Origin of the sequence: Dethiothermospora halolimnae (genome assembly GCF_037577855.1) — a bacterium.
In the GTDB taxonomy this organism is placed as follows: Bacteria; Bacillota; Clostridia; order Tissierellales; family VENL01; genus Dethiothermospora; species Dethiothermospora halolimnae.
Genome location: NZ_JBAKFX010000002.1, coordinates 133,094 through 149,925 on the forward strand (window position 1 = coordinate 133,094; position 16,832 = coordinate 149,925).

Annotated in this window: 15 protein-coding genes; 4 read left to right on the plus strand and 11 right to left on the minus strand. The window is 28.3% G+C overall.

The window, feature by feature from the left end; all coding sequences use genetic code 11:
- Nucleotides 1-61: 61 nt before the first annotated feature.
- A complete protein-coding gene (gene spoIIP / locus V6137_RS01620) occupies nucleotides 62-1,366 on the minus strand; it encodes a stage II sporulation protein P (protein WP_425446128.1) in 1,305 nt (434 codons plus the stop codon).
- Nucleotides 1,367-1,669: 303 nt separating this feature from the next.
- Entirely contained in the window at nucleotides 1,670-2,644 is a 975-nt protein-coding gene (gene gpr / locus V6137_RS01625; RefSeq protein WP_425446129.1) for a GPR endopeptidase, read from the minus strand.
- A 189-nt stretch (nucleotides 2,645-2,833) separates the two neighbouring features.
- Here gpr and rpsT point away from each other — a divergent pair, with 189 nt between their 5' ends.
- Nucleotides 2,834-3,106, plus strand: a complete 273-nt coding sequence (gene rpsT / locus V6137_RS01630; RefSeq protein WP_425446162.1) for a 30S ribosomal protein S20 — start codon at nucleotides 2,834-2,836, stop codon at nucleotides 3,104-3,106.
- 52 nt (nucleotides 3,107-3,158) lie between these two features.
- Here the strand turns inward: rpsT and holA are convergent, their stop codons facing one another.
- Entirely contained in the window at nucleotides 3,159-4,193 is a 1,035-nt protein-coding gene (holA, locus tag V6137_RS01635; RefSeq protein WP_425446130.1) for a DNA polymerase III subunit delta, read from the minus strand.
- Nucleotides 4,194-4,222: 29 nt separating this feature from the next.
- Entirely contained in the window at nucleotides 4,223-6,685 is a 2,463-nt protein-coding gene (locus tag V6137_RS01640) for a DNA internalization-related competence protein ComEC/Rec2 (RefSeq protein ID WP_425446131.1), read from the minus strand.
- 178 nt (nucleotides 6,686-6,863) lie between these two features.
- Between V6137_RS01640 and V6137_RS01645 the strand changes: the two genes are divergently transcribed.
- The 3 genes from V6137_RS01645 (at nucleotide 6,864) to V6137_RS01655 (ending at nucleotide 9,204) form a co-directional block, all read left to right on the plus strand.
- The gene (locus tag V6137_RS01645; protein ID WP_425446132.1) at nucleotides 6,864-7,343 is read left to right on the plus strand and encodes a hypothetical protein; all 480 of its coding nucleotides are present in this window, start codon (nucleotides 6,864-6,866) and stop codon (nucleotides 7,341-7,343) included.
- A gap of 270 nt (nucleotides 7,344-7,613) precedes the next feature.
- Nucleotides 7,614-8,891 carry an ArsB/NhaD family transporter gene (locus V6137_RS01650; RefSeq protein WP_425446133.1) on the plus strand — a complete coding sequence of 426 codons (1,278 nt, stop codon included), beginning with the start codon at nucleotides 7,614-7,616 and terminating at the stop codon, nucleotides 8,889-8,891.
- A 145-nt stretch (nucleotides 8,892-9,036) separates the two neighbouring features.
- Complete coding sequence (locus V6137_RS01655; RefSeq protein WP_425446134.1) at nucleotides 9,037-9,204, plus strand: hypothetical protein; 168 nt, start codon at nucleotides 9,037-9,039, stop codon at nucleotides 9,202-9,204.
- Between the two features lie 103 nt (nucleotides 9,205-9,307).
- Here the strand turns inward: V6137_RS01655 and argF are convergent, their stop codons facing one another.
- From argF to V6137_RS01690, 7 genes are all read right to left on the minus strand, one after another.
- The gene (gene argF / locus V6137_RS01660) at nucleotides 9,308-10,303 is read right to left on the minus strand and encodes an ornithine carbamoyltransferase (protein WP_425446135.1); all 996 of its coding nucleotides are present in this window, start codon (nucleotides 10,301-10,303) and stop codon (nucleotides 9,308-9,310) included.
- 314 nt (nucleotides 10,304-10,617) lie between these two features.
- A complete protein-coding gene (gene arcA / locus V6137_RS01665; protein WP_425446136.1) occupies nucleotides 10,618-11,859 on the minus strand; it encodes an arginine deiminase in 1,242 nt (413 codons plus the stop codon).
- A 127-nt stretch (nucleotides 11,860-11,986) separates the two neighbouring features.
- Nucleotides 11,987-12,715: an MBL fold metallo-hydrolase gene (locus tag V6137_RS01670; RefSeq protein WP_425446137.1), complete on the minus strand. Its 729-nt coding sequence runs from the start codon at nucleotides 12,713-12,715 to the stop codon at nucleotides 11,987-11,989.
- A 99-nt stretch (nucleotides 12,716-12,814) separates the two neighbouring features.
- Nucleotides 12,815-14,161: a hypothetical protein gene (locus V6137_RS01675; RefSeq protein WP_425446138.1), complete on the minus strand. Its 1,347-nt coding sequence runs from the start codon at nucleotides 14,159-14,161 to the stop codon at nucleotides 12,815-12,817.
- An 11-nt stretch (nucleotides 14,162-14,172) separates the two neighbouring features.
- On the minus strand, nucleotides 14,173-15,309 hold the full coding sequence (locus V6137_RS01680) for a DUF58 domain-containing protein (RefSeq protein WP_425446139.1): 1,137 nt from the start codon (nucleotides 15,307-15,309) through the stop codon (nucleotides 14,173-14,175).
- A gap of 12 nt (nucleotides 15,310-15,321) precedes the next feature.
- On the minus strand, nucleotides 15,322-16,290 hold the full coding sequence (locus tag V6137_RS01685; RefSeq protein WP_425446140.1) for an AAA family ATPase: 969 nt from the start codon (nucleotides 16,288-16,290) through the stop codon (nucleotides 15,322-15,324).
- Nucleotides 16,291-16,577: 287 nt separating this feature from the next.
- Nucleotides 16,578-16,760 carry a DUF4177 domain-containing protein gene (locus V6137_RS01690; protein WP_425446141.1) on the minus strand — a complete coding sequence of 61 codons (183 nt, stop codon included), beginning with the start codon at nucleotides 16,758-16,760 and terminating at the stop codon, nucleotides 16,578-16,580.
- Nucleotides 16,761-16,832 lie beyond the last annotated feature (72 nt).

Genomic DNA, 16,832 nt, shown 5'->3' on the forward strand with positions numbered 1-16,832 from the left:
GCCCCTTCAAATGGTGAAACTAATCAATATTATATCATTTATCCTTTTAAAAAAAAAGGGATTATATACTAATCCCTTTTATCACTTGATCTATTATTTCTGATAATACCTTAGCACATTCTTTAGCTTCATCAACTGTATTTAGATTACTACCAACTTCTATTAATGCATAATAATCACTTAAAAATTGATTATATCTACCACTGGGCTTTATTATAATCCCTTTACATAAACCAGGATATAATTTATCAGAAACCCTTTTAATATATTTATTAAAATTTAATACCTGTTGTTTATTTTTACTATCAGGTCCTACAACTAAGGAAAAAGTAGCCACAGATTTACCATTTATATTTATTTTTGATTCATTTTTAGCTTTATTTAAATAGGATGCATTATCGGCCACCCCATCTCTATGAACATCAAAAACTACTTTTAAATTTTTTTCCTGCTTAAGGACCTCTTTTGCAGTGGATAAGGATCTTATATATGATTTATTATAAGAGGGTATATCATGAAATGTCTCTACATGCTTTACATTATGCCCTTTACTTATAAGATTTTTAGATAATACCTCTCCAACCGTTGTAACATTATATCTTCTATCTTTAGTATGATATTGATTAGCCTTATAGGGTAAATAAGCCTCAGTTCCGTGGGTATGGTACATTAATATATAAGGTTTACTTCTATTATAAGATATAGCCTGTATATCAGTTGGTTTAGATACTACTATGCCTTTAATTGTATCATCTTCTTTAGGATCATCACCTGTCTCTAATATTTCTCCTTTTTCCCCTTCCTCCGGATCTTCAACAAATATAATATCCTCTAAAATAATAGCATCATCTTCTTCAACTTTCCTTTCTTCCCCTTTAGTTTTTTTACTACTTTTATTCTGACTTAAAACTTTAACACTTTCCTGATCACCTTCCCCTTTATCTAACAAGTTTATAATAGCAGGAAATTGAGATTTTAAATATGATTTTGGATTTATTTTATTTATGATTTCTTTAATACTAGTTCCTAATATACTATGTGAGTCTTCCCCATACCTTTTCTCATATGCTAATTTTAAATAAATATTAGAATCACTTAATATTCTAAAAAAAAATTTATCATCATCTTTTATTTTAACCTTATTAATATCTAATTCTTTTTTTTCTTCTTCGCTCTTAGAAAATGCTGTAACAGACTGATTTAAATTATCTTCTTTATTCTCCAATGATAATCTTATCTGGGTATACTTTTTATTTTCTATACCTCTTCTATTAATTACATTAAAACCAATAAAAAAAACAATCAAACAAATTACAGCAATAAAAATATAGACTATCCCTTTATCATGTCTTCTCCCCTTTTGCATATCAACACTCCTTTAGCCTTAAGTATCTATAATATGAGTAAAAAAACACAGTTCTATATCTGATTATATTCAGAAAAAGGAGAAAATATGATTAAGGGAATTTTATTTACTATGGGTTTATATATATTATTATGCAATCAAATAAGTTTTCTCAAACTATTACAATTGACAGTTGACAATTAAAGGTAATTTTAGTCACTTCGTTCCTAAAATATTATATTCAAATCGGCTAAAGCCGATTTGCACCTTAATTGTCCACTGTCAATTGTCAATTATCAATTATTAAAAGGAGCCCTAGGGCTCCTAATTTAGATACTTATTTATGTCTTTTAAATCTATTCCCGGATGTAATGATACGTTTAATCCATTTGCAACTATAATAGAAAGGTCATTTATTAAATCATCAATTTCTTTAGGAGTGACAATGCCATTTAACATTTGGGGGGTCAGTACTTCTTTAATAAGTTCATACTTATCATTCTTATCCATTTGGTCTAGCATATTATAAAAATCTGTTCCAACTTCTGAATGGTTTTTCATCTCTTCTGTTATTAAATCTATGGTATCATTAACCATGGTAGCAGAGTCTACAACCGTTGGAACCCCTATAGCTATAACTGGTACACCTAAGTATTCTTTATTAAGAGCCTTTCTCTTATTCCCAACCCCTGAACCGGGATTTATACCAGTGTCTGATATTTGTATTGTGGTACTAACCCTACTCATTTTTCTAGATGCTAAGGCATCTACTGCCACCACTAAATCTGGATTTGTTTTTTCTACTATTCCCTTTATTATCTCACTGGTTTCTATCCCTGTAAGTCCCATTACTCCAGGAGATATGGCAGATACATTTGCCATGGATTCGTCTTCTGTCTTATTATATGTTTCAAAATAATGTCTAGTAACAAAGACTCTATCTACGACTTTAGGCCCTAAGGCATCTGGTGTTACATTCCAGTTTCCTAATCCTATAATTAGTGTTTTAGTATTCTTTTTATGGTTAGCTATAGCCTTTAGCTCTTTAGCTAATGCCTTACTAATTTTATCCTTTAATTGCTGATCAGCTTTTTTAAGGGCTGGAACCTCGATAGTTATATAACTACCTTTAGGTTTACCCATTTTATGGGACCCTATATCATCTAATATTTTAACTCTAGTTATAGTATAATCCTTATCATTATCCTTATCCACTTCTACACCGGGAACTTCAACATTGTTTTGTTCTTTATAAAGTTCTCTAGCTTCTAATGCCAAATCTGTATGAACTTCATACATATTCTACCACCTCTTTGATATTTAAAATCATCTTAAATATTACTATTTTAGTCTGCCCTTCCATAATAATTAATATTACAGCTAAAGTATAAATTTTTTTCAAATTGGGTATAAAAGAAATAAGACATTTTTCTTGCATTTTATCATTGTTCATGGTAAAATAACCTTTGTCAATTGCATTTGAAGGGGGTGAACCTATTGGCAAATATTAAATCAGCTAAGAAAAGAATAAAAGTGATTGAAAAGAAGAACGCTATAAATAGAAAAAGAAAATCAGAAATTAAAACTTATATTAATAAGTTTGATAGCGCTATAGAGAACAATGATCTTGACACTGCTAAGGAATTACTTAGATTGATCGAAAAGAAAATGGATAGAGCTGCTGCGAAGGGTACTTTAAAGAAGAATGCCGTTTCAAGAAAAATTAGCAGATTATCTAAAACATTAAATAAAGCTAACTAATCTTTATTTAAAAGCACACATGGTGTGCTTTTTTAATATTTATAAAGATTAGTTAGCTAGCAAGATCTATTATCAACTTCTCCACTAATAATTTCCAATCACCCTTGCCTGTCTTAGCCTTCCTTTCTACTTCTAGACAATGGATTAACCCAATTTCCAGTTCCTTAGATGTAAAGTTTCGAGTCTGTTTTAAAACTTTATTTCCTAGATAGGGATGTACCCCCAACTTTTTTACGATTTTACTGGGATTATATCCTTTTTCCTCAAAGGTTTTAGCCATAAATAATAATCTTAATTGTTTCACTATCATATAGGAAATCTGCTGTATAGGTTGATTATCTAGTATCATTTCATTTAGTATTAATATGGCCACTTCAGGTTTCCTCTGACTAATTCCGTCCAATAATTTAAACACATTATTTTCAAGGGATTTAACAAATACTTTGTCTATATCTTCTTTTTTTATTTCCCCTTTAGTTCCTGAATAATCACTTATTTTTTTTATTTCGTTTTGTAAGTCATATAAAGTTTTATCATTTTTAGATTCTAAATAACCTGAATTTTGTATGAAGTAATAAACATCTGTGCTATTAATTTTCTTTTTATTTTTCTTAAAGTTACTTGTAACCCATTTTTTTAACTCGGATGAATCTAGTTTATTTAGTTCCGCTACTAGACCCTTAGATTTAATATTTTTTACTACTTTTAACCTATTGTCAATTTTCTCATCTAAAACTAAAAATATCAAACATATGGTTTTATCTAGTGTTAAAATATACTCAGCCAATTTATTAATATCAATATTACCATTATTTTGTTTTTTGCTAAAAGCTCCACTATCCTTTACTACCACTACTTTTTTATCACTCATAAAAGGTAATGTCTCACATGCATTTATTATTTTATCTTCATCAATCTCTTTACCTTCTAAAGTTATATAATTTAATGACTCAAAATTTTCACTTATGTATTTTTTCTTAATTTTCTCTACTACTAAATCCATTAGAAAATTTTCTTTTCCATAACATAAATATACCGGTTTTATTTTGTCCTCTTTTATATCATTTAATATATCTTTAAACTTCAAACTACTACACCTCACTTTTTCTATATGTTTCAAGTCTTAGAATTATCAACTATTTCACTTTTCTCATTGTATCTTAAACTTTTTATAAAGTAAATAGATACTAAGTTAAATACTAAAGTTACCAATATTAGTATTTTATATTTATTTATTATATCATTTATTGTATCCTTATCTTTTAAAAAGGGAGTAATATTTATATTATTTTTTTCTACCTTTACTCTAACCAGTCCATTTTTATCATTTCTAAAAACTTTAATGCCATTACTACTATATCTTGATAATACCTCTTTATTTGGATGTCCATATTTGTTTTTCCCAACTTGGATAATTACATATTTAGGATTGAATTTCTCCACAAACTTATCTATAGATGATGTATTACTACCATGATGGGGAGCCTTCATAATATCTATATTCTCATATACTTTATTATTAATTAATTCTTTTTCCACCTCTGATTCTATATCTCCAGTGAATAGTACTTTGTATTCATTTATACTAACTAGTAATACCATAGATAAATTATTTTCATTTTCCATATACTCTCTTGTATTATTAATTTCAGGATGTAGTACCTTTATTTTTATATTATTATCGATTTTTATTATGTCACCTTTATTCAAATAATTTATGTTTACTTTATTTTCTTTTGCTTTTTTTAATATTTCTGTATATAGAGGACTTTTATTATTTTTATAACCTAAAAAAATATTATCAATAGATATTCTTTCTATTAATGATAATACTCCTTCGCAATGATCTTCGTGATAATGACTGATAAACACTCCATCTATATTTTTTATTCCCGTTTTAAGTAAATAAGGAGTTACAACGTTAGCTCCAATATCATAGTTCCCAAATGGAGTTCCTCCAGTATCTATTAATATATCTCTACCCCTCCCCCTTATTAATGTACAATCACCTTGTCCCACATCTATGAAGTCTATATATACATTTTTGCAGTAATAGCTATTTGTAAATATCAGTAGTATAGCTACTAAGTAATATATAAATATAACTTTTTTCACTTTGTAACTATAGAGTTTTAATTTTATAAAACCCAGCATTATAAAAACAATTAAATAATATATAAATATTTCATATATTTTAAAAGACACTATATCAATAGTAAATCCTAGTTTATATATTAAGCTAATAATTATATTGCATACCCATAATAAAGTATTAATTATAAACCCTAAAAATATAGCTAGCCTTGCTGATATAAAAAATATAATTAATGCAGTAAAGGCTAGAATTAGAACAATAGATATCAGTGGTATAACTACTATATTTGAAACTATTGATAAAAAAGAAAACTTATTAAAATGATATATTAAAAAGGGTAATAAGCCCATTTGAACTCCTAATATGGGTGATAGAATCTCAGGTATTATATCATTACTTAATGGAATTTTCTCTTTAATTTTAGAAGTAAATAATATTATGGAATAGGTAGCTCCAAAGGAAAGCTGAAACCCTATACTAAAAAGCCAAAATGGATTATATATCAGTAATACCAATGCCGCAAATGAAAGTATATTTATGGGATCATAGCTTCTATGTATTAACTTTGATAATAAAAGAAGTGTTATCATAATTAGAGCCCTTAAGGTTGAAATAGGGAATCCTATAAAATAACCGTATATCCAGAGAATAAACAGTGTAATTAAAACTTGTAAGTTAAGCTTTAATTTTAATGCCTTTAACAGAAAAGCCACTGCTCCTCCTATTATACCAATATGTAATCCTGATACAGCTAATATATGGGCCAACCCCGCTTCTCTAAAAATATTTTTATCATTATCAGTAATATATTTAGTATCTCCTAGAACCATAGCCTTAACAATTGAAGCATTTCTTTTTTTACTTATAATTTTATCAAAAATATAACCTGTTTTTTCTTTAAATTTAATTGAATTTTTTTGTAAATAATTAAGGTTATTTGATGAAATAACTTTTATATTTTCACTCCTAACTTCAACAGTGTAAAATATATCTTTTGTATATAAATATAGTCTATAGTTAAATAATTTAGGGTTTGTATTACTTTCTGCTATCTTAACTGTCCCCGTTGCAAGTATTTTATCCCCTATTTTAACTTTTTTATTTCCAAAAACTCTTAATACTACTCTTTCATTTAATATATATCCTATTTTATTATAATAAATTTTCTTGACTTCCATTATATACTTTGAATATCCCTTACTTAGATATTCTGTTTCTAACAAAATACCTTCCATTTTTATTTCTATATTTTGATATTTACATAGTTTACTTTCACTTTTTTCTTTTATTATCAAACCAGATATAATAAAAGTTATAATTAATAATATTAGAACATACTGTTTGTTTTTAATAATCAAATACATTATTATTAAAGCTAATATAAAAATTATTATTAACAAGTACTTAACTTGAAATTTTATATTATAAAAAAATAGTATACCTAACATATAGGAAATTAAAAAAACTAAAAATGGTCTTTTCATTGTAAAACCCCTAAAAATTAAAGTTTTAATGAATATATTATTCTTATATATAATTATTATATAGTTTAGTAAACTTTAAACATGTTTTTTATATTTGCCAATAGATATTAGCATTATATATATTTTTTACTAATTATATGTTATAATTCTACTATAATTTATTAAGGAGGTCTTTGCTGTGAGAAAATATTTGGCAGCAGAAGTTAATAAACATAGAATGGTATTAAAACAATTGGGTGCTAAGCTAGAGGTGGTAAACTCATTAATGTGTTATGTAACCTTTGATCTAGATGGTATTGAGATTTCTTACGTTTATAATGTTAATCGTAAAAATCAATACTTCCTAGAGAGGATAAAACCCTACTCAGAGCCTGCAGGAACTTTTGAATCAGAGCAAGATGTAATAGATACAATAAAAACAGATATTGAGCAGTTTAAAAATGCAAAGAAGTGTAAAGTTTTCGATTTGTTTATTAATATTAATAAGGAACTAAATAAAACAGTACGGGAATTTGAGGATTTATATTTATATTATAATATCCCCCATGAGCATGCCGATGCAATAAAGTCTAAACTTTTAGATGTTCAAGACCTTATTTTTGAAGCCAAGAAAAAGGGAAAAAGAATATACTTTAAAAAAGACCCAAAAAATATATAAAGGGAACAACAACGATCATTGTTGTTCCCTTTATATATTTTTAACTATTATTTTAATCTAATTTTAATAAAAAATATAAATATTATACAAAATTATTTAGTATTCCCTATCAAGATAATTAGTATACTTACAATTTCTCAATATAATTAACTCTAGTCAAGCCTATTAAAGATTTATAGCAAATTATAGAACTATATGACATTTTAATATATTCATCTATAGGAGTAAAATGAGAGGTGCGTTAAAAAATAACCCTAAGGAGATGTTACTATGGAACTAGGAACCCACGTTTATATTGCTGCAATAATATTTATATTAACCTATGTCTTTATAATCTCAGAAAAGATTAATAGAACCTCCGTTGCCCTATTGGGTGCAACCATAATGCTTATTTCAAAGGTTATACATCAAGAAGCTGCCTTTCAGTCAATTGACTTCAATACAATAGGACTATTAATTGGTATGATGATAATTGTAACTATTACAAAGAGGACTGGAGTATTTCAATATGTAGCTATTAAGGCAGCTAAGTCGGCTAAGGGAGATCCTTGGAAGATTATTTTATATTTTTCTATAATTACTGCCATATCATCGGCCCTTTTAGATAATGTTACCACTGTTTTATTAATAACACCGGTAACTTTAGTTATTACAGAAACTCTAGAATTAAATCCAATACCTTTTTTAATACCTGAGATACTTATTGCGAATATTGGTGGTACTGCAACTTTAATCGGTGATCCCCCTAATATAATGATAGGTAGTGCAACTAACTTGGGTTTCGTGGATTTCGTTTTAAATTTAGCTCCTATAGTTATAATCATCTTTACATTAGTAATCTTTATATTGAAAAAAATATATAAAAAAGATTTACAGGTGAAAAAGGAATTAAAAGAAAAAATTATGGGTTTTGATGAAAATAAATCGATAGAGGATAAGCTTCTTTTAAAGAAAAGCTTAATAGTGTTACTTCTAACAATATTAGGATTCACTTTACACCAATTTATTGGATTAGAGTCTGCAACGGTAGCATTAACTGGAGCAGCTATATTATTGGTAATAAGTAAAGTAGAACCAGAAGAGATTTTTTTAGAAATAGAATGGTCTACAATATTCTTCTTTGCTGGCCTGTTTGTTTTAGTAGGCGCTTTAGAAGAGGTGGGTATAATTGAATCTCTGGCAAAGGGTGTAATCAATTTAACTAAGGGGAACTTATTTTTTACAACTATTTTAATCCTTTGGGTAGCAGCAATAGCTTCCTCATTTATTGATAATATACCTTTTGTTGCTACAATGATTCCATTGATTAAAAGTATCGGTGCCATGTCTGCTATTAGCATTACACCTCTTTGGTGGGCCCTAGCATTGGGAGCATGTCTAGGGGGCAATGGAAGCCTTGTAGGGGCATCAGCTAATGTTATAGTTGCTGGAATGTTACAAAAAACTGAATACAAGATTTCTTTTATAGATTTCTTAAAAGTAGGCTTTCCAATAATGATTATAACAATAATGATATCAACAATTTACTTAACAGTATTTTATATCTAAGAGTTGAGGGATTACGAATCCCCCAACAACGTAAATAAATTTACTTAACAGTATTTTATATCTAAGAGTTGGGGGATTATGAATCCTCTAAACAATATAAATAAATTTACTTAACCACGTTTTACATTTAAGGAGGCAAACTAAAGTGAAAAAGCATCTTAATTTAATAACGGATTTATTAATTGTTTTAGTATTTATTTTAAGTTTAGTTGCAATTGAATATATAGAACATCCTAAGTCTTCACAAGATACAGCATCCTACCATAAGGAAGTATTAATAGAAAAGGAAAATTTCTGGGGATTAAATCTTTAAGAATCAGTGGAGAGTGCAGAAAATAAATAAGATAGGGACTGGATATATATCCAGTCCCTATATTATTTATTCTTTATTATTTATTCTTTATTCTTTATTTAAACTATTCTCCCAAAGTTGCAACCATAACTGCTTTTATAGTATGCATTCTGTTTTCAGCTTCATCAAATACTACTGAATGTTTACTTTCGAATACTTCATCTGTAACTTCCATTGAATCTAAGCCAAACTTCTCTTTTATTTCTTTTCCTATTATAGTGTTTGTATCATGGAATGCTGGTAGACAATGCATGAATATTACTTCATCATCGGCCATATTTATCATATCCATATTAACTTGATATGGCTTTAACATATTGATTCTTTTCTCCCATACTTCGTCTGGTTCTCCCATTGATACCCAAACATCAGTATATATTGCATCTACACCTTTAATTCCTTCTTCTATTGATTCTGTAAGTGTTATCTTAGCTCCTGTTTCCTTAGCTATTTCTCTTGCTTCATTTACTAAGTCTTCCTCTGGGAATAACTCTTTTGGAGCTACTATCCTAAAGTCTAAGCCCATTTTTGCAGAACCTATCATTAGAGAATTACCCATATTATTTCTTCCATCTCCAACATATGCAAACTTAATTCCTTTTAAATGTCCTTTATGTTCTTGAATAGTTAAGAAGTCTGCTAATATTTGAGTTGGATGGAACTGGTCAGTTAATCCATTCCATACTGGTACCCCTGAATATTCAGCTAAGGCTTCAACTGTTTCTTGAGAGAATCCTCTATACTCTATACCATCATACATTCTTCCAAGAACCCTAGCAGTATCGGCTGCTGATTCTTTTTTACCCATTTGAGAACCAGTTGGTCCTAAGTAAGTAACATGGGCCCCTTGGTCTAAAGCTCCAACTTCAAAGGCACATCTCGTTCTTGTTGATGCCTTTTCAAATATTAAAGCTATGTTTTTACCTTCCATTGTTTTTTGCTCTGTACCTGAATACTTGGCTCTTTTTAAATCTCTAGCTAAATCTAATAAATAGTTTATTTCCTTTACAGAATAGTCCTTAAGTGTTAATAAACTTCTTCCTTTAATATTGAATCCCATTTTTATTACCTCCTAATATGTATTATTTTTATTTAAAAACATAATTTATAAATTATGTTTTTTATACTAATTAATTTCTTAATTCTATTAACTCAGTTTACAAATTATTAATCATCCAACCTAAATAAGATTTGCTACTAAATCCATTAGAAATAATATTATTTTATTGAAAGGCTAGTAATTCATTAGCAAAAATAATTCTGTTATCAGAGGATTCCTAACCCTGTTGTTGCGTCCCCTAACCCTGTTGTTGAGTCTCGTAACCCTGTTGTTGGGGGATTCGTAATCCCCCAACTATTCATATCAACTATAGCCTATTTCCTTAAACTCTCCCTTATAAGGGGCATACTCATACACCTTGGTCCTCCTCGCCCCCTGGATAACTCTGCACTGGGCATTTCATGTATCTTTATACCGTGTTCCTTTAAGATTTTATTAGTTACATAATTTCTTTCATAAACAACAACTTCTCCCGGCGAAATAGCCAAAGTATTTGATCCGTCATTCCATTGTTCCCTAGCTGCATCTATATAATCTCCACCGGCACACCTTATTAAGGTTACTTTATCAATTTTTAGATATTTTTTCAAGACCTCTTCAAGAGTTGCTTCTTCCTTTACTATATCTAACTGATTTTTTTCTTTTCCTTTTCTAATGGAAAATACTATTAGTGGTCCTTCTATTTCTGGATGAATTGTAAATTTATCATAATCAACCATTGTAAATACCGTATCTAAATGCATAAATGCCCTTTTCTTAGGTATATCAAAGGCTAATACAGTTTCAAAGGGTTGATCGCTATTAAAGATTTTTTTGGCAAACTTCTCAATAGATACTGGATCAGTTCTCTCCGAAATACCTATGGCCACTACCTTATCACTTAAAACAAGCTCATCTCCACCTTCAAGGGAGGATGTTTCATCCCTATCAAACCATATTGGTACTTTTTTATCTTTAAACCTTGGATGATTTTCAAATATATATTTAGCAAATACAGCTTCTCTATTTCTAGTATCTGTTCTCATATGGTTCAATGTAATGCCTGAGCCAATTGTGGCAAAGGGATCCCTAGTAAAATATAAATTGGGCATAGGGTCTGTGATAAAAGGATATTTAGAATGTACCATATCAATAAGGGAACTACTTTTTATATTTTTTATTTCTGTTTTTCTAATACCCGCCATCATTTTATTAATCAACTGCTGATTATCTAAATCATTGAAATACTCTTTAATGGCACTTCTAGCATATAAACTTTCTATGCCAGATTCATCTAGAAATTCTTCAATTATTTCTTGTCTTTTATTATTATCTTTTATTGATTCAGCCGCCAACTCCTCTAAATATAACACTTCAACGCCGTTATCCCTTAGTATATTTGCAAAGGAATCATGTTCTTCCCTTGCAATCTTTAAATAGGGTATATCATCAAATAGTAATCTTTCCATATAATCTGGTATCAAGTTTTCTAACTCTTGCCCTGGCTTATGGAGTAATACAGTTTTTAATTTTCCTATTTCAGAAGTAACCTCTAATGCCTTATCATTAGGATTCAATTTAACCCTCCTTCATATATTGTTAAATTATAATGTTCATATAACCACCTTATATTTTATTATAACCAATTTATTCTGATTTGATTATATTCAACTATACACTATATTGTCAATTAAATTTTTCCATTTATATACCATAAGTTTTTCTTACCTCTGATATTTCTAATATGCCATCAAAGTTATATCTTGCCTCATCTATTATGTCTTGCAAATTATATTCTGGCCAAAAATGGGTTAGAATAAGTCTTTTAACCGATGCTTTTTTACCAATTTCACCGGCTTCTTTAGGTGATAAATGGGGTATATCTTCCTTCATATCCCTTTCTAAAATCGATGATTCACATAAAAACATATCAGCCAATTTTGCAAATTCTATTAATTCTTCGTTATATGATGTATCCCCAGAATATACAAAAGTACTAATATCATTATCAATCTTTATGGCATAGGTATCAACGGGATGAATCATCTTTTGAAAGGATATATTTAAGTTATCAATTTTAATACTTTTATTATCATCTATGGGTATAATATTGAAGGCATCATTATAATTAAATCTCTCTACCATATCCATATCATCTTGAGGAGTATATAAAGATATGGGAAGATATCCTTCTTTTTTATTTATCCCTAATGCATACTTTAAAACTAAAATATCACTTATATGATCACTATGTAAATGGGATAGTATAATAGCATCAAGTTTTCTTACATCACATATGTCCTGTAATATAGATAAAACTCCATTGCCACAATCTAGTAAAACCTTTGTATCTCCATCTTCTATTAAATATCCTGAACAAGCTCCATTAGCTTTAGGATAGGGTCCACTATTACCTATTACTGTTAATTTCAAATTTAAAACCTCCTCTATTTTATTTTTCCCAATGATATGGTTTATAAACACAATATAAAAAATAGATAAGGAACCTTTGTTCCTTATCTATTCTTTATATTAATTATCCCTATTAAGCTTAATATATTCTTCAATTTCTTTTTTAGTAATATTTTTATTTCCGTATCTTGCACTATTATAATACTTAGTTAATAACTCTAAACTTTTTTCCTCTTTTTTACTATTAATATAGTCTTTAAATTCATTTGGAGTATAGTGCTTTTTATATTCATAACCCTGTTTATTTAACTTAATAACCTTTTCTGCATATAACCGCCTTATTACAGGTAGGTTTTTAAGATTATTTCCCTCCATATATTTTGAAATGATATTGTTTATTTGATTAAATCGCTTTTTTATTCCCTTCTTTATATCTTTTTTACTTAGAACAAATTCCTTTTCCATATCCTTTGAAGATGTACTTTTATTTGATATATATATATTTCTTATTTTTTTATACATAATATAGATAATCACTAATCCTATAATTATAAAAACTGACCATTTTAAAACCATTAAAATTGGTTCTATATTCAATGATCCCTCTTGATCATACATATCTTGCATTTTAGATTCTTCCACTTCAGTTTCGCTGTTGTCTTCCCTCTCGGGGAAAGAAAGATTTAGAAGTTTTGATATTTTCGCCAACAACCATGCCAATGGATACATTACAGTAATTATTACTTTTCCAAAAATCTGATATATCCTTTTCAATAGGTCTATTACATAGTTTAAATTGCCAAAACCAAAATAGTTAGTAAACACTAATATTAATATTAATGAAACTATGACAATAGATAAAATATTAAACCTTAAAATATTCTTACTTTTATTAATGGTATTTATGTTAACACCTTCATATACTGTTGTTAAATTTAATCTCATTAATTGCAAAATTGATAATACTATAAAAACTAATAAATACTTTTTAATTAACATTAAATATAAATCCCTTGAACCGAAAACATTAACAAAAAAACCTATTAAAAATATTTCAATATACAAAAGTACAAGCTCAGATGTAAACATTTGAGGAGTTTTATCTTCCTCTGTAAAATCTATTCCCCTTTTCCACATATAGATATAATATATAAACGTTAAAAACTTCAATGTTATACTATAATCATTGGTATAAAAAGCAAATAACAATGAAATAACCACTGCTAAAAATGGAAAGATTCCTTTAAGAAGTTTTTTCATGTTTAATTTTTTATAACCTACATATATTAAAGCTAAACTGAAAATATAATTAATAACACCATTTGTTATAATAATTCTTAGTGAAAAATCTCTAGGTATATTGCTGAAAAAAAATGCAACTATTGCTATAAACAATATAAAGGTTTTAAAAACATCATAGGATCCTTTTATCAAGGTTTTTGATATAATATTTACTTTTCTATACAATATACCACCTCCTATCCTTCCATTAGTGATTTATCATTACTAGCTAATACTTCTACATTTTTATGAATTCCTTTTATATTGGTATTGTCATTTAATAAGATTAATTTTACTATATATCCCTTTCTAGATAAATAATTAATCTCTTTCTTTACGTTTTCAGACAAGTAGGCAGTTACTAGGACAATTACACTGCCTTCATTGATATATTTTATTTTATTTTTGATCTCCTCTGCAATACCTACTCTCTTATATTCATTGGTTTTTGCCAGTGCCTCTAATATAAAGTTAAATTGATTTCTTGAAGATGAAGGTTTAAGAAATATATTCTGATTATTACCAGCAAACAAACCATTTGATGTATACCCCATGGGTATTTTGTCTTTATTTGCCTCATTTGCAATAGCTGCAACTATTTCTATTCCCTTTTCAATATATTCTTTCTTTACACCATAAATCTCCGATTCATATGTTTGAACATTTAAAAAGGCCATAACTGAAGGATTTCCAGTAAAGTCAAATTTCTTAACATAAAGTTTATCCATCCTTGCTGTGGTTTTCCAATCTATTGTATTAAAGCTATCACTACTATTATATTCCCTAGCCCCAGCTATTAAAGTAGGATCTGGAATAATCCACCTTTTTACACTTATATCCCCTTGATAGTTTTTGTAAGGTATTATCATGTCCTTTAATGGCTTAACCTTAGGGTATACTAAAATTTTTATAGGCGATAAAAATCTTTTTTTAGCCACTTGTCCCAAATAACTTCCAATAGAAGTATTAACCTCGTGGAGTTCATAATAACCCCTTTTATCACAATATATGGTGTTGTGAACCCTAACTCTTTGAAAACTTAATAATGATGTTACTACTTTATATATTTTATTAGAATTGTGATTATACTCTATAACCTTTTGATCCTTAAAGTTTAATTCCTTTGGTACAACAGTGTTTACTTCTATCCATGGCAACATAAGGAACTTTCTATTTGTAATCTCCGTAGTCATCTTAATTTCATCCCCTACAAATACCCTATCCTTATCCCAATATCTTTTATACTCTAGTTTTTTAGGAGCCCACTTGTCCCATTTAGAACTAAATATTCCAATTATGATTACTATAGGTATAATAACTATAATATTTTCCATATTATCATACCTTTATATAGCTTTAATATTTTCAACAGGAGTATTGATTTTAGATACGATCTCAGTCAAAATATCTTCCACTGTTCTTCCATTTACCGATGCATATCCACCTAAAACTATTCTATGAATGAATATAGGTTTAATAAGTTTCTTAACATCATCTGGTAAAACATAATCCCTACCATTAATCGCCGCATAGGCTTGAGCTCCTCTAAACAATGCCATACTTCCCCTGGGACTTATACCTAGTTCTATCTCATCATGATTTCTAGTAGATCTTACAATTTTTAGTATATATTTAATTATTTCATCATCTACATATACCTGTGTAAAGCTTTCCCTAGCCTCTATGATGTCACTAGCCTTAACAACCGATTTTAATTCCCCTATGGGATTATCGGATTTAAACCTTTTTAATATTAGTAACTCTTCATCAAAGTCAGGATATTCCATTGATAACTGCATAAAAAATCTATCTAATTGGGCCTCTGGTAATGGAAATGTTCCACCGGTTTCAACGGGATTTTGTGTAGCTATTACAAAAAATGGTTCGTCCAATTTGTATGTATTTCCATCCACTGATACTTGGTGTTCTTCCATGGCCTCTAATAAGCTTGATTGAGTTCTCGGAGTAGCCCTATTTATTTCATCAGCCAATACTATCTGACTCATTATAGGACCCTGTCTAAATTGAAAATCTCCTGTTTTTTGATTGTAAAAATTAACCCCAGTTAAATCCGCCGGTAACAAATCTGGAGTAAATTGAATCCTTTTAAATGAACTATCCACAGATTTAGCTAAGGCTTTAGCTAACATTGTTTTACCTAATCCAGGAACATCTTCTAAAAGTACATGTCCAGAACAAATCATAGACGTAATCATCAAATCAATTACATTATCCTTTCCCACTATGACTCTTTGAATATTTTTTTTAATATCTTCTGAAATATTTTGTATGTTTTTTATTTCCATATTTAACACCCCTTTATATATTCTAAATTTTTAGAATATTTATTATTATTATATCAAATATTTCCATATTAAAATTTAAACAACTGTTAAATATATCTTACAATTTGTTAATACATTTTGATATTGGGACTGAATCGAATATATCCAGTCCCAGCTAATAACTTATCTATTTTTTCTTTAGCAATCTATTTATAGTTATTAAAATAATAATTACTCCCAAAAAAATAAAAAAAACTCCTGAAATTTTATCTACTAAATTAGTCACCGCTATATTCTTGTCACTTAAAAGAAACATACTATCTCTTCTCTCTCTTTAAAACTGTCATTATATTTCTAGGATTTTTAGCACGATCTATAGCCACTAGTTCCCAACCTTCTTCGCCTAGGTCATTTAACTTTTCTTCATGCTCTTTACTTAATACCATATTAACCATACCCTTTGTCCTAAAGTTTACTATTTTGTATTCAAATTTTTTCATCAAGCAATACCTCCTAAAAGTCTACATAATCTTTATTTATATTATAACATATAGCATTAATTTTCCCATATC

Coding starts and splice junctions, on each gene's coding strand:
- spoIIP (WP_425446128.1), bottom strand. CDS start 1,366: ATGCAAAAGGGGAGAAGACATGATAAAGGGATAGTCTATATTTTTATT.
- gpr (WP_425446129.1), bottom strand. CDS start 2,644: ATGTATGAAGTTCATACAGATTTGGCATTAGAAGCTAGAGAACTTTAT.
- V6137_RS01640 (WP_425446131.1), bottom strand. CDS start 6,685: ATGAAAAGACCATTTTTAGTTTTTTTAATTTCCTATATGTTAGGTATA.
- V6137_RS01650 (WP_425446133.1), top strand. CDS start 7,614: ATGGAACTAGGAACCCACGTTTATATTGCTGCAATAATATTTATATTA.
- argF (WP_425446135.1), bottom strand. CDS start 10,303: ATGGGATTCAATATTAAAGGAAGAAGTTTATTAACACTTAAGGACTAT.
- V6137_RS01680 (WP_425446139.1), bottom strand. CDS start 15,309: ATGGAAAATATTATAGTTATTATACCTATAGTAATCATAATTGGAATA.
- V6137_RS01690 (WP_425446141.1), bottom strand. CDS start 16,760: ATGAAAAAATTTGAATACAAAATAGTAAACTTTAGGACAAAGGGTATG.